Source organism: Neptunomonas sp. (genome assembly GCF_041601355.1).
GTDB lineage: Bacteria > Pseudomonadota > Gammaproteobacteria > Pseudomonadales > Balneatricaceae > Neptunomonas.
Window position 1 is genome coordinate 14,633 of record NZ_JBFIIH010000021.1, and the last position, 24,436, is coordinate 39,068.

The window sequence follows — 24,436 nt, forward strand, 5'->3', positions numbered from 1 at the left end:
GGTGCCGTTTTACGGTTGGATGCTGGGATATGTGGAGGTTGAACCCAATTTAAAACAGGAAATGCTAAACATGGCACAAGTTACAATGCGCGAACTGCTGAAAGCAGGCGTTCACTTTGGTCACCAGACCCGTTACTGGAATCCAAAAATGTCTCAATACATTTTTGGTGCGCGTAATAAAATTCATATCATCAACCTGGAACACACCTTGCCAGCACTAAACGGTGCTATCAACGTGGTTGAAGGTTTGGCTCAGAACAAAAATAAAGTTTTGTTCGTCGGTACAAAGCGTGCTGCAAGCAAAATCATTAAAGAAGAAGCACTGCGTGTAGGTATGCCGTTCGTAAATCATCGCTGGTTGGGTGGTATGTTGACGAACTACAAAACTATTCGTCAGTCCATCCGTCGTCTGCGTGAGCTTGAAGGTGCATCTTCTGATGGCACTTTTTCTCAGTTGACTAAAAAAGAAGCGTTGATGCGTCAGCGTGAGATGGAAAAACTGGATCGTGCTATCGGTGGTATTAAGGATATGGGCGGTTTGCCTGATGCGTTGTTCGTTGTTGATGTTGATCACGAGCGTATTGCGGTAAATGAAGCTAACAAACTGGGTATTCCTGTTATTGGTATCGTTGATACTAATAGCAATCCAGATGGTATTGATTACGTTATCCCGGGTAATGATGATGCTCTTCGTGCCATTCAGATCTATGTTAAGTCTATAGCTGATGCGTGCAGCGACGGTACTGAAGTTGCCAGCGGCGATAAAAGTGAATTTGTTGAGGTAGAAGCGGCTGCAGAATAATTTTCTGTCGCTGTTGAAGCTATTTTCAGCAGCATGAGTCGTATCAAGGGGAGCTATGCTCCCCTTTTCAGATTTTGATTGAATGCGTAATCAAGGGGTAATAAGAATGGCAAGTGTATCGACTAAGTTAGTTAAAGAACTGCGCGATCGTACAGGTTTGGGTATGATGGAGTGCAAAAAAGCACTAACTGAAGCCGGCGGTGATGTTGAAGCAGCCATTGATGAAATGCGTAAATCATCAGGCATGAAAGCCGCTAAAAAAGCGGGCCGTACTGCTGCTGATGGTGTGGTTGCTGTACGCGTTGCTGATGATAATTCTTATGGTGTTATTGTCGAAGTAAATTCTGAAACTGACTTTGCCGCACGTGATGCAGGCTTTCTTGGTTTTGTTTCTAAAGTTGTTGATGCTGCGTTTGCCGCTAAAAGTGATGATGTCGTTGCGCTGATGGCTGGCGAGTTGGAATCCGCTCGTGAAGCGCTGGTTCAGAAGATTGGTGAAAATATTGGTCTTCGTCGCATCGCTATTCTGGAAGGCGAATTGGTTGCTGCTTATGTTCACAGCAACAATCGTATTGCTACACTGGTTGCTGTTAAAGGTGCAAATGCTGACGTCGCTAAAGATGTTGCAATGCATGTGGCTGCAGTTAACCCGCAAGTGGTTTCTCAGAGCGATATGCCTGCAGAAGTCATAGCTAAAGAAAAAGAAATTATTCTGGCTCAGCCGGATATGGCTAGTAAACCGGCTGCTATTGCAGAAAAAATGGTTGTTGGTCGTATCAATAAATTTCTCGCAGAGAATAGCCTTGTTGAACAGGCGTTTGTTAAAAATCCTGAGCAAACCGTTGGTGAAATGGTTAAGGCTGCTGGCGGTGAAGTTGTCGCTTTCTGTCGTTTGGAAGTGGGTGACGGTATCGAAGTTGAACAGCTTGACTTTGCAGCGGAAGTGGCTGCTCAGTTAAATAATAAATAATTCTGTTCGTTAGAAAGGTGTGTGTGCTGTGTTACAGTACGCACACTTTTAAGTCCTTTTAACTTCGTTCTGCGGAGACTCTGTAATGCCTGCCGTACATTCCAAACATGCTAAATACAAACGTATTCTTCTCAAGTTAAGCGGTGAAGCCTTGATGGGGGAAGAAAATTTTGGCATCGACCCTAAAGTTCTTAATCGTATGGCGCTTGAAATAGGTCAGTTGGTCGGTATAGGTGTTCAGGTTGGGATTGTTATTGGTGGCGGTAACCTGTTTCGTGGTGCAACGTTAAGTGCGGCGGGATTGGATAGGGTGACAGGCGACCATATGGGTATGCTTGCCACTGTGATGAACTCTCTGGCGCTGAGAGATGCACTAGAAAGATCAAATATAGCGACACGAGTTATGTCTGCTATCCCCATGAGCGGTGTTGTTGATCATTATGATCGCCGTAATGCCATGCGCTATTTGAGTCAGGGCGATGTGGTGATTTTTTCAGCCGGTACCGGGAATCCTTTTTTTACTACGGATTCGGCAGCATGCCTGCGAGGGATTGAGATCGACGCTGATGTTGTTTTAAAGGCAACAAAAGTTGATGGCGTTTATACTGCAGATCCAATGAAAGACCCTTCAGCCAAGCGTTATTTACGCCTGTCTTATGATGAGGTGCTGGATAAGCAGCTGGGTGTAATGGATTTGACGGCGATTTGCCTAACCCGTGACCATAATATGCCTGTCCGGGTGTTTAATATGAATCGTCCCGGTGCTCTTGTTAATCTGCTGGGAGGCGGAGATGAGGGTACGTTGATATGTGGCGAGGTAACAGGAGATCAATATGCTGAATGAAATAGCTAAAGAAACTGAAGCGCGGATGCAGAAAAGCGTTGAGTCACTAATAGCGCATTTTAAAAAAATTCGCACAGGGCGTGCGCACCCGAGTATTTTAGACTCTGTTCAGGTTATGTACTACGGCGCTCCAGTCCCGCTTCAGCAAGTTGCTAATGTTAGCGTTGAAGATGCCAGGACTTTAATGATTTCCCCTTGGGAAAAACAAACCGTTTCAGATATAGAAAAAGCTATCTATAAGTCTGATCTGGGGTTGAACCCTTCTTCTAACGGTGGTGTGATTCGTGTTCCGATGCCGGCGCTGACAGAGGAAACGCGTAAGGTGTATATTCGTCAGGCGCGTCAGGAAGCCGAATCAGCAAGAGTGTCGGTGCGTAATGTTCGACGCGATGCTAATAATGATCTTAAAGAATTATTGAAAGAAAAAGACATTTCGGAAGATGAAGAACGCCGTGGTCAAGATGTTGTTCAAAAATTGACCGATAAATATGTAGCCGAAATCGATAGTCTGCTTGAGAAGAAAGAAGCAGATTTGATGGAAATCTAAAATTAGAAGGAGGGCTGGTGTGAGCCGGCCTGTCTGCCTCTCTATATGTCAGTACATGCTAAATTAAATATTCCGATTGATAAAGTGTTGCCTAAACATATAGCGATTATTATGGATGGTAATAATCGCTGGGCTAAAGCACGTCGCTTGCCGAGTCTCGCCGGGCATAAAGCTGGCGTGGATAGCGTGCGCAGTGTGATCGAAGGGTGTGTTGAATATGGCATACAATCACTGACACTTTTTGCATTCAGTAGTGAAAACTGGAAGCGGCCTGAGCTAGAAGTTAGCGGACTTATGGAGTTGTTCTCTTTGGCGCTGAACAGAGAGGCCAAGAAGCTGCATAAAAACAATATCCGCTTAAATGTGATTGGAGATAAATCGCGTTTTAGTGAGTCGCTGCAGAAAAAAATAGCAAAAGTGGAAGCACTGACCGCAGATAATACCCTTTTGACCTTGAATGTTGCAGCAAATTACGGTGGACACTGGGACATAGTACAGGCAGCGCAACGTCTGGCGAAAGACTGTGTTGAAGGGCGCTGCACTCCTGAAGATATAACCGAATCCGTTTTTGATCACTATGTGATGCTGCATGAACAACCTAAGCCGGATCTTTGTATAAGAACCGGAGGTGAAAACCGCATCAGCAATTTTCTGGTCTGGCAGATGGCGTATACTGAGTTATATTTTGTCGATGACTATTGGCCTGACTTTAATAAAAACTCATTGGCAACAGCGATTCGGGACTTTTGTGCCCGTGAACGCCGTTTTGGTAAAACCAGTGCCCAGATAGAGGCTGAAGCGAGTGCTTAAGCAGAGAATAATTACTGCGTCGGTACTTGCGCCTGTAGTTTTGTGTGGGGTTTTTCTGCTGCCGGTTATGGGTTTTGCTATTTTCTTCGCGTTGGTTACTCTTATCGGTGCATGGGAATGGGCGCTGTTATCTGGCTTGAAAAAACCCCTTCATCGTTTAGTATTTTGTTTTTTTGTTCTTGTGGCGATAGGGATAAGTAGTTGGTTTTACGAAACAGGCCATGATTACTTCGTTCTGTTTCCGGCCGTTTTTGTTTGGTTAATGGCAATTTTCTGGATCTGTCGATATCCAGGCTCAGGTATGTGGGAAAAATCTGCAGTCAGAACTCTGTGTGGTGTTCTGCTCCTCTCAGCAGCCTGGCTGAGTATGGTGGAATTAAAGGCGCTGGAATCGGGTGATGCCTGGCTGTTGTTGATTCTGCTGATTGTCTGGGCTGCTGATATCGGTGCCTACTTTTCTGGAAAGCGTTGGGGTCGGGTTAAGCTCGCCCCGCATGTGAGCCCGGGAAAGACGCGTGAAGGTATGTATGGTGGACTGGTAGCCGTTGGGCTGACGGTATTAGCTTTTTCCTGGTGGAATGAACTCACGTTTAGTTCAGTAGTCTATTTAATGTTATTAAGTCTTGTCGTCGGGCTCGTATCAGTCATGGGCGACTTGTTTGAAAGCTTACTGAAGCGGCATGCAGGCGTTAAAGATAGCGGTACCATTTTGCCGGGTCATGGAGGAGTGCTGGATCGCATAGACAGTATTCTTGCGGCAGCACCCTTGTATTATCTCGGTTTAACTTTCCTGCCAATTGTGTGACTCATAGATGGAAATTATTCAAACGATTCTGGCTACCATTGTTACCCTCGGAATATTGGTTACTATTCATGAGTGGGGGCATTTCTGGGTAGCCCGTCGCTGTGGCGTTGATGTGCTTCGGTTTTCCGTGGGGTTTGGAAAATCATTATGGCTGCATAAAGGTAAAGACGGCACAGAATACTCTATTTCGGCCATTCCGTTGGGCGGTTATGTGAAGATGCTGGATGAGCGCGAAGGCAGTGTTCCTGAGCATCTCAAGTCAAGAGCGTTTAACAACAAACCTGTCCTGCAGCGTATAGCCATTGTTGCCGCAGGGCCATTGGTGAACCTGCTCTTTGCTGTTTTTGCTTACTGGATGATGTTTATTGTCGGCGTTAGTGTGGTCGTTCCAGTGGTAGGATCTGTTGAAACGGGCTCTATTGCCGCAAAAGCCGGTATGCCTGTAGGCGCTGAAATCGTCGAGGTTGATGGTTATCCTGTTCGTTCGTGGGATGATGTTAATTTGCGTTTCGCTTCACATATCGGTGAATCGAAGCAGTTGTTTGTGTCGGTGATTAGTTCTCCTTCTGCCAGCCCTAAAGTGTATACAATGGCGTTAGATAAATGGAGTGTTGATATTGAAAAAGAATCTCCATTATCAGCTATGGGTATTCGCCCCTATCGGCCTGAAGTTAAGCCTGTATTAGGGCATATTGTTGCTAACGGGGCTGCCGATCAAGCCGGTCTCAAGGTTGGCGATGTTATTCAGAAAATAAATGATACCCGTATTGATAATTGGATGGCATTGGTGGATATAATCCAGCAATCGCCAGGTCAGCTATTGGAAGTGACCATTGAGCGAAATGCAACGGTTACGATGTTACGCGTCACTCCTGAACAAAAAGTACTGGAGGACGGTGCTGTTCAGGGTGTTATTGGTGCGGGGGTTAAAACGCCTGAATGGCCTGAGCATATGCTGCGCAATATTCAATACGGGCCTGTAGAAGCAGTGGGTGCAGCGTTTAATAAAACAGTTCACATGGTGGGTTTGACACTGGATTCGATCTGGAAAATGATTGAAGGTGTTATCTCAGTAAAAAACTTGAGTGGTCCGATAACCATTGCTAAAGTGGCGGGCGCCTCTGCCGCATCTGGGTTTGAACCTTTTGTGAGCTTCCTTGCTTATCTGAGTATTAGCTTAGGGGTTTTGAACTTGTTGCCGATTCCTGTGCTAGATGGTGGGCATTTGCTTTATTACGGTATTGAGCTGATTACCGGTCGGCCGGTGAGTGAAAAAATACAGGTAATTGGATTTAAGTTGGGTATGGCTTTGCTTTTGTCGCTTATGACACTGGCCATCGTTAATGATTTTTTGCGCCTGTAAAAAGCAGCGGCTTTTGACTGGGAAGAGGTTTCATGAAGAATAAATTTGGACTCGTACTTGGTTTGGTTTTGTTGGCCGGTAGTGTAAATGCCGCCTTTGCTCCATTTCAGGTGCAGGATATTCGGCTGGAAGGGGTTCAACGAGTAGAAGCGGGTGTTGTTTTTAGGAATTTTCCTATCGCATCCGGAGATATGGTTAATGAAGGCAATCTGGCTGAGGCGACTAAGCAGCTTTTCAAATCCGGATATTTTGAAGATATAAGTATCGCCAGAGAAGACGGTTATTTGATCTTGACGGTTAAAGAGCGGCCTTCAATAAGCCTTATTAAACTGGCCGGTAATAAGGTGATAAAGAAAGAAGACCTGTTAAAAGGCTTGTCACAATCAGGGTTGCGTGAAGGAGATGTTTTCAAGCGATCTGCATTGGATCAAATTGAGCAGGATTTGTTGCGTCTGTATGTTGGGCAGGGGCGTTATGGCGCAGCTATCTCTACCTCAGTGGAGCCGCTGTCCGGAAATCGTGTGGCACTGAATATTGATATAAAAGAAGGCAGTATAGCGTCGATTCAGCATATCAATATTATTGGAAACAGCACTTACTCAGATGAGGAGCTGAAGAAATTATTTTCGCTTAAGCTTCCAAGTTTTTGGTCGTTTTATACTAAAGATGATCGCTATGCCCGTGAGAAACTTTCTGCTGATCTAGAGAGACTGCGTTCGCATTATATGGATCGGGGCTATGTTAACTTCGCGATAGATTCAACGCAGGTATCAATTACGCCAGATAAAAAGAATGTATTTATTACCGTCAATATTCATGAAGGCGAGCAGTATACAATACGTGATGTAGATGTTTCCGGAGATCTTGTTATCGCAGAGGAAGCTCTGAAAGGTGCGATTTCGGTTAAGCAAGGCGATGTGTTTTCGCGTAAAGCTATGATTGATGCGCAAGACGCTATGTCCAAAATGCTGGGTGATAAAGGCTATATGTTCGCCAATATTAATCCTGCACCGAGTGTTCATGAAGAAGATAAGTCAGTCTCGCTTAAGTTCTTTGTTGATCCCGGTAAGCAAACCTATGTGAGACGTATAAACGTTCGCGGCAATAGTCGTACAGCGGATGATGTTGTGCGTCGTGAAATGCAACAGATGGAAGCAGCGATTGTTTCTACCAGTAATATCGAAAAAACCAAGCAAAAACTGGATCGTACCGGGTACTTTCGTTCAGTTAATTTAGAAACGTCGCGGGTGGCTGGCACGGATGATCAGGTTGATCTGAATTATACGGTTGAAGAGCAACAGTCAGGACAGTTTACAGCGAGTGTCGGTTTTTCCCAAAATGATGGGATTATATTGGACTTGGGTGTTCAGCAGGATAACTTCTTCGGTTCGGGTAAAAAGGTTGGTTTTAACCTGACGAACAGCTCGACGGCGAAAGAAGCCAGTTTTAACTATCTGGATCCTTACTTTACCGTTGACGGTGTCAGCCGTGGTTTTGATGTCTTTTATCGCAAAAGCGACTTTGAAGAAGATGATGTGAGTAGCTATTCTTTGGACGAGTACGGTGGTGGTGTAACATTCGGTTATCCGATTGATGACTTCCAGCGGTTGAGCTTTTCATTGGGTATCGAAACTATTGAAGTGAATACTAATGATGAGGTGCCGGTAGATGAAATACAGTCATTTATCGATACCGAGGGTAATGAGTACCTGAACCTTAAGGGTACACTTGCCTGGAGTAATAACCACTTAAACCGTTTACTTTTCCCTTCGAGCGGTTATTCTCATCAAGCCAGTCTGGAAGTATCCGTTCCGGGTAGTGATTTAAGTTACTACAAGGCACTCTATCAGGCGAAATACTATAAGCCATTCGTTGATGATTCGGGTTGGATCTTGGGGCTTAAAGGGCGTCTTGGTTATGCACAAAGCTATGGTGATAATACCTATCCATTCTTCAAGCATTTCTTTGCCGGTGGTTTGAGAACAGTCAGGGGTTATAGCAATAACTCATTGGGTCCGCGTGACTCAAATGATGATCCGTTTGGCGGCAATATGATGGTTGTGGGTGGTGCAGAGCTTATTTTTCCACTGCCGTTTATAGAAAATCAGAGTAGCTGGCGTTCACTCTTTTTTGTTGATGCGGGGAATGTCTTTACGACAGAGTGCTTGAGTTCAACATCGGCTGCTTCTCTCTGTTCAGAAGGGGTAGAGTTTGAGGAGTTAAGATACTCTGCAGGTTTGGGTATTAGCTGGTTATCGCCATTGGGACCATTATCTTTCTCTATTGCTCAAGCATTAAATGAAAAAGCCACTGATGAGACTGAAATATTCCAGTTCTCTCTTGGTCAGAGTTTTTAAAATTGGCTTCTAAATTAAGGAATACAATATGAAGTTACTAAAGATTATTGCTATTTGTGTGTCGGTTGTATTTGCACCCGTTGTTCTGGCCGATAAAGTGGCTGTTTTAGGTTATGAAGAGGCTTTGCTTAAGTCGAATGCGGCGAATGGCTTTCGTGAGACTTTGAAGAAAGAACTTCAGGGTGAGCAGAAGCGGGTGCTGGAGCTTGAAAAACAGGCAAAATCCTTGCGCGAGAAGATTCAGCAGAATGGCGCATCAATGACGCCGGATGCGTTGCGACAAGCTCAATTACAGTTCCAGAAAGCGTTTGAAGAGTATCAGCGCAGTGGTCAGGCTTTGCAGCAAAAAGGAGCTGAGCGTCAACAAGAGTTCATCAATGAAATGCGTCCGAAACTTGATAAAATTATCAAAAAAATCATTGATGATAATAACTATGATGTGGTTGTTGCCAAAAAAGCAACAGTCTATGTGGCTAAAGGTTTCGACATCACAGAATCCGTAATACAGCAGCTTAATAAGTAAGAATGCCGGATACTGTGCCAACGTATTTGTTGTCTGATTTGGCCTCCCGTGTTGGTGGGAGGCTGTTGGGCGATGCCAACTTGAGTGTTTCTTCTTTGAACACCCTTGACGCATCTGAATCAGGCCAGTTAAGTTTTTTAGCGAATAAAAAATATGTGTCCCGTTTAGCTACAACACGCGCAACGGCTGTATTAGTCGCTGAAGAGTATGCTGAAAATCTACCCTGTGCAGCGATTATCGTCACTGACCCTTATTTGGCGTTCGCACAACTGACAAAACTGTTCGATTGGCGCGCTCCTTGTTCTCCGTATATTGATCAATCTGCTTCTATCAGTATTTCCTCCTCAATCAGCACGGATGTTTTTATTAGTCCTGGCGTTGTCATTGGCGATAACGTAGTGGTTGAGTCCGGTGTTTATATCGGCGCCAATTCAGTGATTGGAAATAACTGTGTTATTGCCAGAAATACCCGCCTGGAGGCAGGTGTTGTGCTGTATGACAATGTACGGATTGGTGAAGACTGTCTGATCCATTCAAGTGTGATCTTGGGTGGCGATGGGTTTGGCTTTGCGCCAACGAAAGATGGCTGGGTTAAAATACATCAGCTTGGCGGTGTACGCATTGGTCGGGATGTTGAGATTGGTGCGGGAACAACGATAGATCGGGGTGCATTGGACCATACCTATATACATGATGGTGTGAAACTCGATAATCAGATACAGATAGCACACAATGTGGTAATTGGTGAACAAACTGCCATTGCGGGCTGTACGGCAATCGCTGGAAGCACTAGAATTGGCAGCCGCTGTACCATCGCCGGTTTAAGTGGCATTGTAGGGCACTTAACGGTTGCTGATAATACTCATGTTACAGCGATGACGCTGATTAGTAAGTCCGTTACTGAGCCCGGGCAGGTGTTATCTTCAGGAACGGGGCAAGAATTACATCGTGATTGGAAAAAAAATGTCGTTCGCTTTAAGCAATTGAATCAGATGGCGAAGCGTATCACCACGTTAGAACAGCAAGTTAAAAAATTTTCTAGTGAAGGTTAAAACAGATAATGGATGTTAATGAAATAAGGGAGTATCTCCCTCATCGCTACCCGTTTTTATTGGTTGATAGAGTGCTTGAACTCGTTCCGGGTGAGTCCATCGTCGCGCTGAAAAATGTGACTGTGAATGAACCTTACTTTAATGGTCACTTTCCTGAGCATCCTGTGATGCCCGGTGTACTCATTATTGAAGCAATGGCTCAGGCTGCCGGTATACTGGGCTTTAAAACCATGAATAAAACACCGCAGGACGGTTCAATCTATTATTTCGTCGGCTCCGACAAATTGCGTTTTAAGCGTCCGGTAGTGCCAGGAGATCAGCTGAAGCTAGAGGCAACTATTCTGTCTGAAAAACGTGGTATTTGGAAATTTGCGGTGAAAGCATCGGTTGATGGTGCTATCGTTAGCTCAGCTACTATCCTATGTGCTGATCGAAAGGTGTAAAAAGTGATTGATCCACGAGCAATTATTGATCCTAAAGCTATACTCGCAGATAACGTTGAAGTAGGGCCCTGGTCTTATATTGGGCCTGATGTCGTTATCGGCGAAGGAACAATCATTGCCTCGCATGTGGTTATTAAGGGGACAACACGCATTGGCTCTAATAATCGGATTTTCCAGTTTTCATCAATTGGCGAAGACTGTCAGGATAAAAAGTATGCAGGCGAGATTACCTACCTTGAAGTAGGCGACTCAAACGTTTTTCGTGAAGGTTGTACTATTCACCGGGGTACCGTTCAGGATAACTCCCTGACAAAAATCGGTAGCCATAATCTTTTTATGGCATATGCACATGTTGCCCACGACTGTATCGTCGGGGATCATGTCATAATGGCGAATAATGCTGCTATTGCCGGGCACGTCAATCTTGGCAGTCATACTATACTGGGTGGTTTTACGGCGGTACATCAATTCTGTCGTATCGGTTCTCACGTTATGTGTGGGGCCGGTACTGTTGTATTAAAAGATGTACCGGATTATGTCCTGGCGACGGGAAATCCAGCTCAGCCCCATGGTATCAATGCTGAAGGACTAAAGAGACGTGGCTTTACACCTGAAATGGTCAGGCAGATTAAGCAGGCCTATAAAATAATTTATCGCCAAAAATTGACGGTAGATCAAGCGTTGCAGCAACTCTCCGTGATGGCGTTAGATTCTGCCGAAATACTTCCATTAATTTACTCTCTACAATCCTCATCCCGAGGAGTTATTCGCTAGCAGGCTATCAGGAGGCTATAGTGACCAAGCTGCGAATTGCGATGGTAGCAGGTGAGGCCTCAGGCGATATTCTTGGAGCGGGTCTGATTCAGGCAATCAAAAGGCATTATCCGGATAGCGAATTTTACGGTATCGGTGGTGATTTGATGTGTGCCGAGGGTTTCGTCTCAGATGTTCCTATGGATAAGCTTTCTGTCATGGGTCTGGTTGAGGTGTTGGGACGACTGCCCGAGCTTCTCTCGATCAGGAAGAAGCTGTGTCTTGGTCTAATTGCTAACCCGCCTGATATTTTTATTGGTATTGATGCTCCGGACTTTAATCTTACTTTAGAGCAGCGGTTGAAGTCGGCAGGTATTGCGACGGTTCATTATGTCAGTCCTTCCGTATGGGCCTGGAAAGCAAAGCGCATATACAAAATCAAAGAATCAGCAGATCTGCTGTTATCACTGTTCCCCTTTGAAGCTCAGTACTATCAGCCGACACAACAGCATGTTGTTTGTGTTGGCCATCCCTTAGCGGATCTGATAGCACGCGATCATCACTTGCCGGATGCGCGTAGTAACTTGAACATTTCGAGTGAGGGCAAGGTTGTTGCGATATTGCCGGGTAGCAGGTCAAGTGAGTTGAAATATTTAGCCGAACCCTTTTTAGGGGCTGCTGAGCTATTACAACAAAAATTTCCTGATATGACCTTTCTTTTACCCGCCGCAAACCTTAAGCGCCGCGTTTGGTTGCAACAGCTTTTGGATGAGAAATTTCCTGAGTTGAATATCAGATTGTTACTCAACCAATCCAGAGAAACCATGGCGGCTGCTGATGCTATTTTAATCGCATCAGGTACGGCAACCCTGGAGGCGACGCTATTGAGAAAGCCTATGGTAGTCGCTTATAAAATGTCGCCATTAACCTATGCTATTTATTCACGCATGATAAAAACCCCATATGTATCATTACCTAATATTCTTGCGGGGGAGAAGTTGGTGCCAGAGATATTACAAAACGATGTAACGCCGCAAAGGCTGGCAAGTGAAATGCAAAAGGCGCTTGAGGATACGGCTTATCAGTCACATTTAAATGTGCGTTTTTCTGAAATTAATAAAACTATCCAGCTGGATGCCGATGAAAGGGCAGCAGATGCGGTTATCTCACTATTAAAGCAAAAGGGAGTGATAACATGCAGTCGTCCTTAATGCCCGATTTTTCTCAGTATGGTCGTGTGGCCGGTGTTGACGAAGTCGGTCGGGGTCCCCTGGTGGGTAATGTAGTAGCGGCCGCGGTTATTTTACATCCGGATAAACAGATCCTTGGTTTGGCCGACTCAAAAAAACTGTCTGAAAAAAAACGTGAAGCCTTATATGAAGAGATTATGGATAAGGCTTTATGCTGGGCAGTCGCATCGGCATCACCTGTAGAAATTGACCAGATAAATATTTTGCATGCAAGTATGCTGGCCATGCAAAGAGCAGTCATGTCTCTGAATGTTAATCCTGATTATGTCTTGATTGATGGCAATCGATGTCCGGACCTTCCCTATCCATCAGAAGCTATTATCAAAGGCGATGCCAAAGTGGCAGCTATTAGTGCGGCCTCTATTTTAGCGAAAGTGGTGCGCGATCGTGAGATGTATCTGCTGCATGAACAATATCCGGAATATGCTTTTAATAAGCATAAAGGCTATCCGACAGCTCAGCATATGAGTGCTTTGAAAAAATACGGGCCTCTTCCTGAATATAGAAAATCCTTTCGGCCAGTGGCACAGCTACTTGAAACATCAGTGAGATAATGGGACAGAGTATGCCTACGACAAAATTTGTACATCTGCGTGTACATACTGAGTTTTCCCTGATTGATGGTTTAGTGCGCGTCAAAGGTTTAGTGGCGGCTGCTAAAGAGGCGGGTATGCCAGCCGTCGCGATGACAGACCAGGTGAATCTGTTTGCTTTGGTAAAGTTTTTCAAAGCGTCGACGGGGGCCGGTATTAAGCCAATTTGCGGCGCAGATATTTTAGTGCTTAATGAAACTGATAATGAAGCAGAACCCTATCGCGTCACTCTGTTGGTACAGAACGCGCTTGGTTATCGACATTTAATGGAATTGATTTCAAGAGCTTATGCGCAAGGGCAAAACTTTATTCTGGATAAAGCGCTGGTTAAAAAGGCGTGGTTGATTGAAAAATCAGAAGGCTTGATCGCCTTATCCGGATGTAGAGAAGGTGAGATCGGTCGCGCGATGTTGTCTGGTAAAGGGATGGCCGATAGCCTTGTTGATGAGTGGATGCAGCTTTTCCCGGGTCGTTTTTATCTGGAAGTGCAAAGAACCGGACGCGTTGGTGAAGATATTATTATTGCCGAAAGTGTACGCTTAGGTCTGGAGAAAAATTGCCCGCTGGTTGCCACCAATGAAGTCATGTTTCTTAAAGAAAGCGACTTTGATGCCCATGAAGCACGTGTTTGTATTAACCAGAGCCGTACTTTGGAAGACCCCCGGCGTTCAAAGAATTACTCTGCACAGCAATACTTCCGTACTTCTGAAGAGATGGTTGAGCTTTTTTCTGACCTGCCCAGCGCCGTACAAAACACGCTGGAAATTGCCAGGCGCTGTAACATTGAGCTGGATTTAGGCACCTACTATCTTCCGAAATACCCGGTACCTGCCGGAATGATGATGGATGAGTACTTCTGTAAGGTTTCTGAAGATGGCCTGGAGCAGCGTTTAGAAATATTGCTGGATAAAAATGACCCGGAGTATGCAGCAAAACGAAAATTGTATGATGATCGTCTCACGTTTGAGCTCGATATTATTACCCAGATGGGATTTCCCGGTTACTTTTTGATCGTCATGGACTTTATCCAGTGGGCTAAGGATAACGGCATTCCTGTTGGGCCTGGTCGTGGCTCGGGTGCCGGTTCGCTGGTTGCTTATGCACAAAAAATTACCGATCTGGATCCGCTCGAATACGACCTGCTATTTGAGCGCTTTCTTAACCCGGAACGTGTCTCTATGCCCGATTTTGATATCGATTTTTGTATGGATAATCGTGATCAGGTCATTGACTACGTAGCGCGAACTTATGGGCGCGATGCCGTTTCGCAGATCATTACCTTCGGTACCATGGCCGCTAAGGCGGTTGTGCGGGATGTTGCGCGCGTGCAAGGTAAAGCGTTTGGTTTGGCGGATAAGCTATCCAAACTGATTCCGTTTGAAGTCGGCATTACGCTGACCAAAGCGATGGAGCAAGAGCCTGCATTAAGCGATTTTGTTGCGGGAAGTGAGGAAGCCCAGGAAATTATGGAGATGGCTTATAAACTCGAAGGGGTAACCCGGAACGTTGGTAAGCATGCGGGTGGTGTGGTTATTGCACCAACCAAACTCACTGATTTCTCGGCAACCTACTGCGATGCGGAAGGTCACGGGTTAGTAACTCAGTTCGATAAAAATGATGTAGAAGAAGCCGGCCTTGTTAAGTTTGACTTTCTGGGTTTGCGAACACTGACTATCATTGATTGGGCGATGAAGACAATTAATGCTATTCGGGCCAAAGAAGGGAAAGAGCCTCTCGATATCTCATTAATACCACTGGAAGATAAAACGGTTTTTGATCTGCTGCAATCAGCCAATACAACCGCTGTATTTCAGTTAGAGTCCAGTGGTATGAAGGATCTGGTACGCCGCCTGCTACCTTCTCGCTTTGAAGATATTGTCGCACTCGTGGCACTGTTTCGTCCGGGGCCTCTTCAGTCTGGCATGGTTGATGACTTTATCAACCGTAAGCATGGGCGTGCAGAAATGGCATGGCCGCACGCAGATTATCAATTAGATAGTTTGCAACCGGTATTAGAGCCTACTTATGGGATTATTCTCTATCAAGAGCAGGTCATGCAGATTGCTCAGGTGATGGCAGGTTACTCGCTGGGTGGTGCAGATATGTTACGCCGTGCCATGGGTAAGAAAAAACCTGAAGAGATGGCGAAGCAGCGTGAAGGGTTTCTGGTTGGTTGTGAGCAGAATAATATTGATCGTGATCTCGCCGGTAACATCTTTGATCTGGTAGAGAAGTTTGCCGGATATGGTTTCAATAAATCACACTCAGCTGCGTATGCGCTGGTGTCATATCAGACTGCCTGGCTGAAAACCCATTATCCGGCGCCCTTTATGGCCTCGGTTATGTCGGCAGATATGCAGAACACCGATAAAGTCGTAATCTTTATCGAAGATTGTCGTGCCATGGGATTGCCACCAGCTTTGCCGGATGTCTGTTCTGGCGATTATATGTTTACGGTGAACGCTGAAGGGCAGATCGTATATGGCTTGGGAGCGATTAAAGGCGTGGGTGAAGGCCCCATCGAAGCGATCGTTAAAGCGCGCAATGATGGCGCGGGTGATTTTAAAGACTTCTTTGATTTTTGTAAGCGTGTGGGTGCCAAAAAACTCAATAAGCGTGTGCTTGAGGCGTTAGTTCGCTCGGGTGCGCTGGATAAGCTTGGGCCGGATCGTTCTGTGTTATGGGCCGCTATAGGTGATGCGCTGCGTTCTGCTGATCAGAGTGAGCGAAATCAGGATTCAGGCATATTTGACTTGTTTGGTGAGGTAGAATCGGAGCAGCCACGCGATCCTTTCGAAGAATATCTTAATGTACGTCGCTGGTCGGATAAAGAGCGCTTGAAAGGTGAAAAAGATACGCTGGGTTTGTATCTCACCGGCCACCCTATTGATGAGTATGAAAAAGAGCTGAGCCGTTTCGTCTCGAAAAAGATAGTCGATCTGCAGCCTGCACGAGGCCGGCAGCAAAAGATCGCCGGTCTGATTGTTGATCAGCGCGTTAAAAAGACCAAGCGTGGCGACTCTCTTTGTTTTCTGACGCTTGATGATCGCTCGGCGCGTATTGATATCACCGTTTATGGTGAGCTGTATGAGCAGACGCGTGACTGGGCGGTGAAAGACACGATCGTCATTATGGAAGGTGAAGTGACGCAGGATGACTATTCCGGGGGGCTGAAAGTGCGTTGCAATAAGCTCTCGAGCATTCCGCAGGCCCGGGTACAATATGCGCAGATTGTGAAAGTTAAAACGGCTGAAAAAATGTTATCTGCCCGTCATCTGAAGCAATTTGAAGCGGTTTTGCAAACTTATCGCTCTGCGGAAGGGCTTCCTGTTGGCGTAGAGTATTTCCGGGATGATGCTTCAGGAGTGGTCAAACTGGGTGATAGCTGGAGGGTAAACCCTTCGGATGAGTTGATTTTAGCCCTGAAAGATCATTTTGGTGACGAAAGCATCATACTAGAGTACTGATCAGGGTGGTTATCCTGTCGGTGTAACGGTAAAATCGGCAGATTGAATTTGAAATATTTATTCACTGGTTAAGCGGAAAGAATCGAATGAATCCGAATTATCTGGATTTTGAGCAGCCTATCGCAGAGCTCGAAGCCAAAATTGAAGAGTTAAGGCTAGTTGGTGATGGTACAGAGATTAATATCACTGATGAGCTAACCAAACTGTTAGGAAAAAGCCGCAGTTTAACGGAATCGATCTTCACAAATCTTTCTGCATGGCAAATTTCACAGTTATCGCGTCATCCGAAGCGCCCTTATACGCTGGATTACGTGCGCTTGATGTTTGAAGATTTTGAAGAGATTCATGGCGATCGGCATTTTTCTGATGATGCCGCCATTGTTGGTGGTATCGCACGTCTGGAAGGTCGGCCGGTAATGGTGATTGGTCATCAGAAAGGCCGTGAAGTAAAAGAAAAAGTACGTCGTAATTTTGGCATGCCGCGCCCGGAAGGTTATCGTAAGGCGTTGCGTCTTATGGAGATGGCAGAGCGCTTTGAAATGCCAATTCTTACGTTTATTGATACGCCGGGTGCTTATCCTGGTATTGATGCAGAAGAACGTGGCCAGAGTGAGGCGATTGCTTTTAATCTGGCAAAAATGTCCCAATTTAAGACACCGATTATCTCTACCGTAGTTGGAGAGGGTGGTTCTGGTGGCGCTTTAGCTATTGGTGTATGCGATGAGTTGGTGATGCTTCAATACGCTACTTATTCGGTGATCTCTCCTGAAGGTTGTGCTTCAATTTTGTGGAAAAGTTCTGAGCGTGCGCCGGATGCGGCTAAAGCGATGGGGATCACTTCGGGTAGCCTGCATGAGCTCGGTTTGGTGGATAAAGTGGTCGCAGAGCCATTGGGTGGCGCACATCGTAACCCTGAAGCTCTGTGTATCAACTTAAAGAAAGCGCTGATCGACACATTAGGCAAGTTAGATAAGTTGTCTGTTGATGAGTTGTTAGAGCGTCGCTACAAGCGCTTAATGTCTTACGGGTTAACATCTGCTTAAAACAGCAGTAATGAGCCGCCAGACGTTGATATCTGCTTTTTTAGAATCAATACAAGCATACCCCGGCAAACGCTGGGTTATTGCTTTAAGTGGCGGTTTGGATTCAATTGTGATGCTGCATCTGGCAGCATCACATCTCCCTTCCTGTAAGCTCCACGTACTCCATGTTAACCACCATTTGCAGGAAAGTGCTGATGTGTGGTCGGCTTTTTGCCAAAAGCAGGCTGAGAGTCTTACGCTTCCTTTTACTCAAATAGATGTGTTTCCGGCGAATAGTAGCGAAGCGGCAGCGCGTGATGCCCGTTATGCGGCGTTTAGTCATTTTCTAAAGGCAGGCGATGTACTGCTACTGGCGCATCATGCGGATGATCAGGCAGAAACTGTTTTATTTCGCTTGCTGCGTGGTAGTGGTTTGCATGGGTTGTCGGGAATGCCGGCGGGTAGAATGCTGGGGGACAATAATATTGTGCGTCCGCTGCTCTCTGTTCCACGGCTCGAACTGGAGACATGGGCACGTGCGCAGCAGTTAAGCTGGATTGAAGACCCGAGTAACCAACGTTCGCTTTATGATAGAAATTTCTTGCGCTTAAAAGTACTTCCGGTGTTAAAGGAGCGCTGGCCAGCAGTGGTTGAGCGACTATCAGCGACGAGTCAACTGTTGCGGGATGAGCGACAGATGCTTGATCAGTATCTTGATCAGGAGTTAGACGGGCTGTTGCTGGGCAAATTAATTCTTAACGGTGATTTGCTGGCCTCTTTTGTGCCTTATAAACGAAAAGCGCTGATTCGTCGCTGGGTTTATAATCTTCAGGGCGATACGTTGAATGAGGTTCAGTTGGCGCAGTTGGATCAGGATTTTTTTCACTCAGCCGCCGATAAAAATCCTCAATTTACTCTGAAGTCAGCCCTTTTGCGTCGCTATAGAGGAAATCTGTATCTGTGTTCCTTGGTAAAAAATGAGGGCCCTATCCAAAGGCTACCGTTGAACGAAGGGCGTATAGGTCTGGAAGGGGGTGTTTTGCAGGTAGAGTCTTGTCAGGCTGGGATTGATCGCCTTAGAACGCTGGATAAGGTTGTTTACGCTAAAAGGCTTGACGGGATGAGTTGCCGGCCCGTTGGTCGGGGACGAAAGACGCTTAAAAAGCTCTTCCAGGAAGCTTCAGTTCCTCCCTGGCAAAGACAAAACTGGCCTGTTTGTATGGTGGATGACGAGATCGTTGCCATACCCGGAATCTGTATCTGTGAAGGGTGGAATACCACATCTTCTGACGCGCCGGGATTCTCTCTAAGTTGGGAACCTTTCTGATTGTCCCGAGTCCCTTTCTTTGCTACCCTGTAGCCCCATCTTTGGTTAGTTTTTTTTCCTCACTTTCAGCTAAAACAGGTTCCACATGACGCGTTACATTTTCGTCACAGGTGGTGTCGTGTCCTCTTTGGGCAAAGGCATCGCATCCGCTTCGCTTGCAGCTATTTTAGAAGCGCGCGGTTTAAAAGTTACTATGTTGAAACTTGATCCTTATATCAATGTCGATCCTGGTACGATGAGCCCTTTCCAGCACGGAGAAGTGTTCGTTACGGAAGATGGGGCTGAGACGGATCTTGACCTTGGGCATTATGAACGATTTATTCGTACTACTATGAATAAACGTAATAACTTTACGACGGGACGTGTTTATCAGCACGTACTGAATAAAGAACGCCGTGGCGACTATCTGGGAGGCACCGTTCAGGTTATCCCGCATATCACTGATGAAATTAAACGTCGTGTTGTTGAAGGTGCCGGCGATGTTGATGTGGCACTTGTCGAAATTGGTGGGACGGTGGGTGATATCGAATCACAACCATTCCTCGAAGCTGTGCGTCAGTTGAAAGCAGAGGTTGGTTTCTCCCGCGCCATGTTTATGCATCTGACGCTGGTGCCATACATTGCCACCGCCGGTGAGATTAAGACTAAGCCATCCCAGCATTCAGTAAAAGAGCTGCGCTCGATCGGTATTCAGCCAGATATTCTGGTATGTCGTTCAGAGCAGGCTATTCCTGATTCAGCTCGCCGTAAGTTGTCGCTGTTTACTAACGTAGAGGAACGTGCCGTCATCTCTATGCCTGATGCCGAAACTATCTACGATATTCCGAAAATGCTCTGGGATCAGGGATTGGATGATATCGTTGTTGAGCGTTTCAATCTGGACGCTCCAACAGCAGATCTGAGTGAGTGGATAGCGGTTGCCGATGCGCATCTTCATCCGGATGGCGAAGTTAAGATTGCCATGGTTGGAAAATACATGGAGTTGCTGGATGCGTATAAGTCGCTGATCGAAGCGATTTCTCATGCCGGTATCAAGCTACGCAGAAAAGTACGTATTGAGTATATTGACTCCGAGCGTGTTGAACGTGAAGGCGTAGAAATACTTAAAGATGCCTGCGCGATTCTTGTTCCTGGCGGTTTTGGTGAACGCGGTGTGGAAGGCAAAATTTCTGCGGTTCAGTATGCACGTGAAAACAAAGTACCGTATTTGGGTATTTGTCTGGGAATGCAAGTCGCTGTTATAGAGTACGCGCGTCATGTTGCCAAACTGGAAGGTGCTACATCTACCGAATTCGAAAAACACGCAGAGCACCCTGTTGTCGGTTTGATAACCGAGTGGACAACAGAAGAAGGTGATGTCGAAGTACGCACTGCAGGCGCTGATTTGGGTGGCACTATGCGACTGGGTGCACAGAAGTGTCATCTTAAAGAAGGATCTACGGCCGCTCGTTCATACGGCAGCACTGATATCGTTGAGCGCCATCGTCATCGCTATGAAGTGAATAATAATTACGTTTCGATCCTGGAAGAAGCTGGATTAAGTATTGCCGGACGTTCAGTTGATGGTGAACTTGTCGAAGTAGTAGAAGTGCCTGATCATCCGTGGTTCGTCGCGTGTCAGTTTCATCCCGAGTTTACGTCGTCTCCGCGTGATGGACATGGACTCTTCACTGGTTTTATTGAAGCAGCATTAGCTGAACAGGCGCGCCGTCAGTAAGAGTCCGTGCCGGGATTTTCATCGTTTTAGGAATATTGGAGAGAAAGAATGGCTAAGATTGCCGATATCAAAGCACGCGAAGTGCTGGATTCCCGAGGTAACCCAACGGTAGAAGCAGACGTGATTCTGGCGTCCGGTGTTATGTGTTCTGCATGTGCCCCTTCCGGCGCCTCTACTGGTTCGCGCGAAGCATTAGAACTGCGTGACGGTGATAAATCCCGTTACTTAGGAAAAGGTGTTTTGAAAGCCGTAGCTGCTATCAATGGTGTTATTCGTGATGCCTTGATGGGGATGGATGTTACCGATCAGCGTGCACTAGATAATGTTATGTTGGCGTTAGATGGCACTGAAAATAAAGAGAATCTGGGCGCCAATGCGATTCTTGCAGTTTCTTTGGCTGCAGCCAAAGCGGCGGCTGTTGAAAAAGGCATTCCACTGTACGCTCATATTGCTGAACTTAATGGTACCCCGGGGCAGTTTTCATTACCGGTTCCTATGATGAATATTATCAATGGCGGCGAACATGCCGATAACAACGTTGATATTCAGGAGTTTATGGTTCAACCCGTCAACTTCACTAAGTTCTCAGATGGCCTGCGTTGCGGCGCTGAAATTTTCCACTCATTAAAAGCCGTTTTGAAAGCCAAAGGTTTGAGTACATCCGTGGGTGATGAAGGTGGTTTTGCACCGGATCTTGCATCAAACGAAGAAGCGTTAGTTGTTATTAAAGAAGCCATTTCAAATGCAGGTTATGAGTTAGGCAAAGATGTCACCCTGGCATTGGATTGTGCTGCTTCTGAGTTCTACAAAGATGGCAAGTATGACCTTTCTGGTGAAGGCAAAGTTTTCGATGCAGAAGGTTTCAGTGATTACCTGGCAGCGCTGACCGAAAACTACCCAATCGTTTCAATTGAAGACGGACTGGATGAGTCTGACTGGGATGGTTGGGCATATCTGACGAAGAAGATTGGCGACAAGGTGCAGTTAGTTGGTGATGATCTGTTTGTTACTAACACAAAAATCCTGAGTCGTGGTATTGAACAGAATATCGGCAATTCGATTTTGATTAAATTTAATCAGATCGGTTCGTTATCTGAAACGCTGGATGCTATTAAAATGGCAAAAGATGCTGGTTTCACTGTAGTGATATCGCATCGTTCTGGTGAAACAGAAGATACTACTATTGCTGATTTGGCAGTGGGTACAGCGGCAGGGCAGATTAAAACGGGTTCATTGTGCCGTTCTGACCGTGTTGCTAAGTACAATCGTCTGCTGCGTATTGAAGAAGAGCTGGGTGCTAAGGCTATTTATAATGGCCTTGCGGAAATAAAAGGTCAGGCGTAACGTCTGTATCTCTTAAGAAGGGGGCTTCGGCCCCCTTTTTAGACTCTGTTGTTAAGTTCTGTTTTTAGGCTCAGGGGCATATTGTGTTTCGCTGGTTTATTGCATTATTACTCGTCATACTTTTGGGACTGCAATTTCGTCTTTGGTTTGGTGACGCCAATATAATGCATATATTAAATTTGCAGAAACAGATTGGCGAACAGGTCGAAGAAAACGAACGTCTGCAGATGCGTAACAGGCAGCTTGAGGCTGAAGTGACTGATCTGAAAAAAGGTCTTTCTGCTATTGAAGAGCGTGCCCGTAGTGATCAGGGTATGGTACGCGAGGGTGAGACATTTTATCAGTTGGTTGAACCTCCTTCCAAAGAAATTGAGAATTAATAATGGATTTGCCAACCCAGTATCATTATCTGAACACTAAGCCAATGAGCCAGGCTGTTATTCGTCAACTACCTGAGGACTTTCAGGTGGTTGAAATCCCTTCTTTTGTTGCAGAAGGGGAAGGTGAACATGAGTTTCTTCTGATTCGCAAAACGGGTGAAAATACCGACTGGGTAGCAAAGCTATTGGCTAAGTTTTGTCAGATACCCATCAAAGATGTCGGTTATGCCGGGAAAAAAGATCGTCATGCGATTACTCAGCAGTGGTTTAGTGTGCGTTTGCCGTTAACACGTAAAATAAACTGGGCACTGTTTGGTGGTGATTCAATAGAAGTTCTGGAGTCGGTACGCCATCAAAGGAAATTGCGATTAGGCGCCTTGCTGGGTAACCGGTTTACTATCCGGCTTAGAAACCTGACCCATGAAAGTGAATTTCTCGAACGCCTTGAAAGCATTAAAACAGGTGTGCCGAACTACTTTGGTGAGCAACGTTTTGGCCGGGAGGGTGGAAACCTGATTAAAGGTCTGGCGATGATTAATGGCGAGTTTAAAGAGCGTCAGCGTCACAAAAAAGGCTTATATATTTCGGCTGTCAGATCCTGGCTATTTAACCACATAGCATCTGAGAGAATTGAGCAGGGACTGTGGGATAAAATTATGCCAGGCGATATCATGATGTTACATGGTTCGCGTAGTCACTTTCTGGCTGAAACAGTCGATGATGCGCTCATCGCAAGATTGCAAACGTTTGATGTACATTTGAGCGGTCCGCTTTGGGGAAGAGGTACGTCTCTTGTGGCTGATCAGGCCGCTGCATGGGAAAATAGTATTGTGAACCCTTGGACGAGTATAACCGAGCGTTTGGAACACCTGGGATTGCAGCAAGAGCGCAGAGCGTTAAGATTAGTACCTGAAGGTCTGCGTGCTACTAAAGAGTCGGACGGGCAGTGGCTGTTAAGCTTTTCGTTGCCGGCCGGTTCTTTTGCGACTAGTGTATTGCGGGAATTGTGTGAAACTTCACAAATTGAAGCTGAAGAAAAATAATTATGAATATTCTGATCTCTAATGACGACGGTGTATTTTCTCCTGGGCTGGAAGCGTTGGCGCAGTCATTGTCTGAAGTGGCTCAGGTGCAGATCGTTGCTCCCGACCGAAATCGTAGCGGCGCCAGTAATGCGCTAACCCTGACTCGTCCAGTTGATGCGCATCAGCATGAAAATAATGGCTTTTTCAGCTTGAATGGCACACCTACTGATTGTGTGCATATGGGTATTTCCGGGTTATTTGGCATGCTGCCTGATATTGTTGTCTCGGGTATAAATGCAGGCGCTAATCTGGGCGACGATGTTATCTACTCGGGTACCGTTGCAGCGGCTATGGAGGGGCGCGCATTGGGGTTGCCGCCGGTCGCCATATCATTAGCCAGCCATGATCCGAAATACTATGCGACAGCCGCGGCTGTCGCCAAAAATATACTGATGAATATTGAAAAACTCAAATTACCTGCGCGTACGGTATTGAATATTAATGTGCCGGATCTGCCGCTTTCTGAAATCAAGGGTATTCATATCACACGATTAGGACACAGGGCTGCGGCTGGGAAACCCGTGGCCGTAGCTGACCCGCGGGGCAAAATACGCTACTGGGTTGCTGGTTCAGGCGATGCGGTGGATAAAGAGCCGGGAACCGACTTTTACGCCATAGAGCACGGTTTCGTTTCAATTACGCCTTTACATATCGATATGACTTTGTATGCAGGTATGGAAAGTCTGGGAGAGTGGCTGGGGGATTTGCAGTGAATGATATCCGCCTTCAGGGGATTGGAATGACCTCGCGAAGAACACGTGATCGTCTTATTGCGCGGCTTCGGGAACAGCATATTAAGGATGAGCAGGTACTTGCGGTTATGAAAGAAACGCCCCGTCATATTTTTGTTGATGAGGCACTATCTCACCGTGCTTACGAAGATACCGCATTACCTATCGGCTTTAATCAGACGATTTCCCAGCCCTATATAGTGGCGAAAATGACAGAGTTACTGCTTGCTGCAGGTCCTCTGAAGCGTGTT

Annotated in this window: 22 protein-coding genes and 1 pseudogene; all 23 read left to right on the forward strand. The window is 46.0% G+C overall.

The genetic code is table 11. From position 1 onward, the window contains the following. Nucleotides 1-70: 70 nt before the first annotated feature. Nucleotides 71-802 carry a 30S ribosomal protein S2 gene (rpsB, locus tag ABY436_RS05320; protein WP_372737984.1) on the forward strand — a complete coding sequence of 244 codons (732 nt, stop codon included), beginning with the start codon at nt 71-73 and terminating at the stop codon, nt 800-802. A gap of 106 nt (nt 803-908) precedes the next feature. Beyond that, a complete protein-coding gene (tsf, locus tag ABY436_RS05325) occupies nt 909-1,772 on the forward strand; it encodes a translation elongation factor Ts (protein ID WP_372737985.1) in 864 nt (287 codons plus the stop codon). A gap of 85 nt (nt 1,773-1,857) precedes the next feature. After that, nucleotides 1,858-2,616 (forward strand): UMP kinase, encoded by a 759-nt coding sequence (pyrH, locus tag ABY436_RS05330; protein WP_372737986.1) that lies wholly within the window; start codon nt 1,858-1,860, stop codon nt 2,614-2,616. Next, nucleotides 2,606-3,163: a ribosome recycling factor gene (frr, locus tag ABY436_RS05335; protein ID WP_372737987.1), complete on the forward strand. Its 558-nt coding sequence runs from the start codon at nt 2,606-2,608 to the stop codon at nt 3,161-3,163. The genes pyrH and frr overlap by 11 nt, the downstream gene beginning before the upstream one ends. A 45-nt stretch (nt 3,164-3,208) precedes the next feature. Then, complete coding sequence (gene uppS / locus ABY436_RS05340; protein WP_372737988.1) at nt 3,209-3,973, forward strand: polyprenyl diphosphate synthase; 765 nt, start codon at nt 3,209-3,211, stop codon at nt 3,971-3,973. Then, the gene (locus ABY436_RS05345) at nt 3,966-4,778 is read left to right on the forward strand and encodes a phosphatidate cytidylyltransferase (protein ID WP_372737989.1); all 813 of its coding nucleotides are present in this window, start codon (nt 3,966-3,968) and stop codon (nt 4,776-4,778) included. Before uppS ends, ABY436_RS05345 begins: the two co-directional genes overlap by 8 nt. A 7-nt stretch (nt 4,779-4,785) precedes the next feature. Continuing rightward, nucleotides 4,786-6,141, forward strand: a complete 1,356-nt coding sequence (gene rseP, locus ABY436_RS05350; protein WP_372737990.1) for a sigma E protease regulator RseP — start codon at nt 4,786-4,788, stop codon at nt 6,139-6,141. Nucleotides 6,142-6,173: 32 nt separating this feature from the next. Then, nucleotides 6,174-8,498 (forward strand): outer membrane protein assembly factor BamA, encoded by a 2,325-nt coding sequence (gene bamA, locus ABY436_RS05355; protein WP_372737991.1) that lies wholly within the window; start codon nt 6,174-6,176, stop codon nt 8,496-8,498. Nucleotides 8,499-8,526: 28 nt separating this feature from the next. Then, a complete protein-coding gene (locus tag ABY436_RS05360) occupies nt 8,527-9,021 on the forward strand; it encodes an OmpH family outer membrane protein (protein ID WP_372737992.1) in 495 nt (164 codons plus the stop codon). A 2-nt stretch (nt 9,022-9,023) separates the two neighbouring features. Continuing rightward, entirely contained in the window at nt 9,024-10,073 is a 1,050-nt protein-coding gene (lpxD, locus tag ABY436_RS05365) for a UDP-3-O-(3-hydroxymyristoyl)glucosamine N-acyltransferase (RefSeq protein WP_372737993.1), read from the forward strand. 8 nt (nt 10,074-10,081) lie between these two features. Further along, nucleotides 10,082-10,516: a 3-hydroxyacyl-ACP dehydratase FabZ gene (gene fabZ / locus ABY436_RS05370; RefSeq protein WP_372737994.1), complete on the forward strand. Its 435-nt coding sequence runs from the start codon at nt 10,082-10,084 to the stop codon at nt 10,514-10,516. 3 nt (nt 10,517-10,519) lie between these two features. Next, entirely contained in the window at nt 10,520-11,290 is a 771-nt protein-coding gene (lpxA, locus tag ABY436_RS05375) for an acyl-ACP--UDP-N-acetylglucosamine O-acyltransferase (protein ID WP_372737995.1), read from the forward strand. A gap of 20 nt (nt 11,291-11,310) precedes the next feature. Continuing rightward, nucleotides 11,311-12,480: a lipid-A-disaccharide synthase gene (gene lpxB / locus ABY436_RS05380; RefSeq protein ID WP_372737996.1), complete on the forward strand. Its 1,170-nt coding sequence runs from the start codon at nt 11,311-11,313 to the stop codon at nt 12,478-12,480. Continuing rightward, a complete protein-coding gene (gene rnhB / locus ABY436_RS05385) occupies nt 12,465-13,073 on the forward strand; it encodes a ribonuclease HII (protein ID WP_372737997.1) in 609 nt (202 codons plus the stop codon). Before lpxB ends, rnhB begins: the two co-directional genes overlap by 16 nt. A gap of 11 nt (nt 13,074-13,084) precedes the next feature. Next, nucleotides 13,085-16,579: a DNA polymerase III subunit alpha gene (dnaE, locus tag ABY436_RS05390; RefSeq protein ID WP_372737998.1), complete on the forward strand. Its 3,495-nt coding sequence runs from the start codon at nt 13,085-13,087 to the stop codon at nt 16,577-16,579. Between the two features lie 86 nt (nt 16,580-16,665). Next, a complete protein-coding gene (accA, locus tag ABY436_RS05395; protein ID WP_090725025.1) occupies nt 16,666-17,622 on the forward strand; it encodes an acetyl-CoA carboxylase carboxyl transferase subunit alpha in 957 nt (318 codons plus the stop codon). Nucleotides 17,623-17,632: 10 nt separating this feature from the next. Further along, on the forward strand, nt 17,633-18,928 hold the full coding sequence (tilS, locus tag ABY436_RS05400) for a tRNA lysidine(34) synthetase TilS (RefSeq protein WP_372737999.1): 1,296 nt from the start codon (nt 17,633-17,635) through the stop codon (nt 18,926-18,928). Nucleotides 18,929-19,013: 85 nt separating this feature from the next. Next, on the forward strand, nt 19,014-20,645 hold the full coding sequence (locus tag ABY436_RS05405; protein ID WP_372738000.1) for a CTP synthase: 1,632 nt from the start codon (nt 19,014-19,016) through the stop codon (nt 20,643-20,645). 48 nt (nt 20,646-20,693) lie between these two features. Then, entirely contained in the window at nt 20,694-21,989 is a 1,296-nt protein-coding gene (gene eno, locus ABY436_RS05410) for a phosphopyruvate hydratase (RefSeq protein ID WP_372738001.1), read from the forward strand. A gap of 83 nt (nt 21,990-22,072) precedes the next feature. After that, complete coding sequence (gene ftsB / locus ABY436_RS05415) at nt 22,073-22,369, forward strand: cell division protein FtsB (RefSeq protein WP_090725013.1); 297 nt, start codon at nt 22,073-22,075, stop codon at nt 22,367-22,369. A 2-nt stretch (nt 22,370-22,371) separates the two neighbouring features. After that, a complete protein-coding gene (truD, locus tag ABY436_RS05420; RefSeq protein WP_372738002.1) occupies nt 22,372-23,412 on the forward strand; it encodes a tRNA pseudouridine(13) synthase TruD in 1,041 nt (346 codons plus the stop codon). 2 nt (nt 23,413-23,414) lie between these two features. Continuing rightward, nucleotides 23,415-24,167, forward strand: coding sequence for a 5'/3'-nucleotidase SurE (gene surE, locus ABY436_RS05425; RefSeq protein WP_372738003.1), 753 nt, complete (start codon nt 23,415-23,417; stop codon nt 24,165-24,167). Nucleotides 24,168-24,193: 26 nt separating this feature from the next. Beyond that, nucleotides 24,194-24,436, forward strand: a pseudogene (gene pcm / locus ABY436_RS05430) (protein-L-isoaspartate O-methyltransferase); the annotation flags it as partial.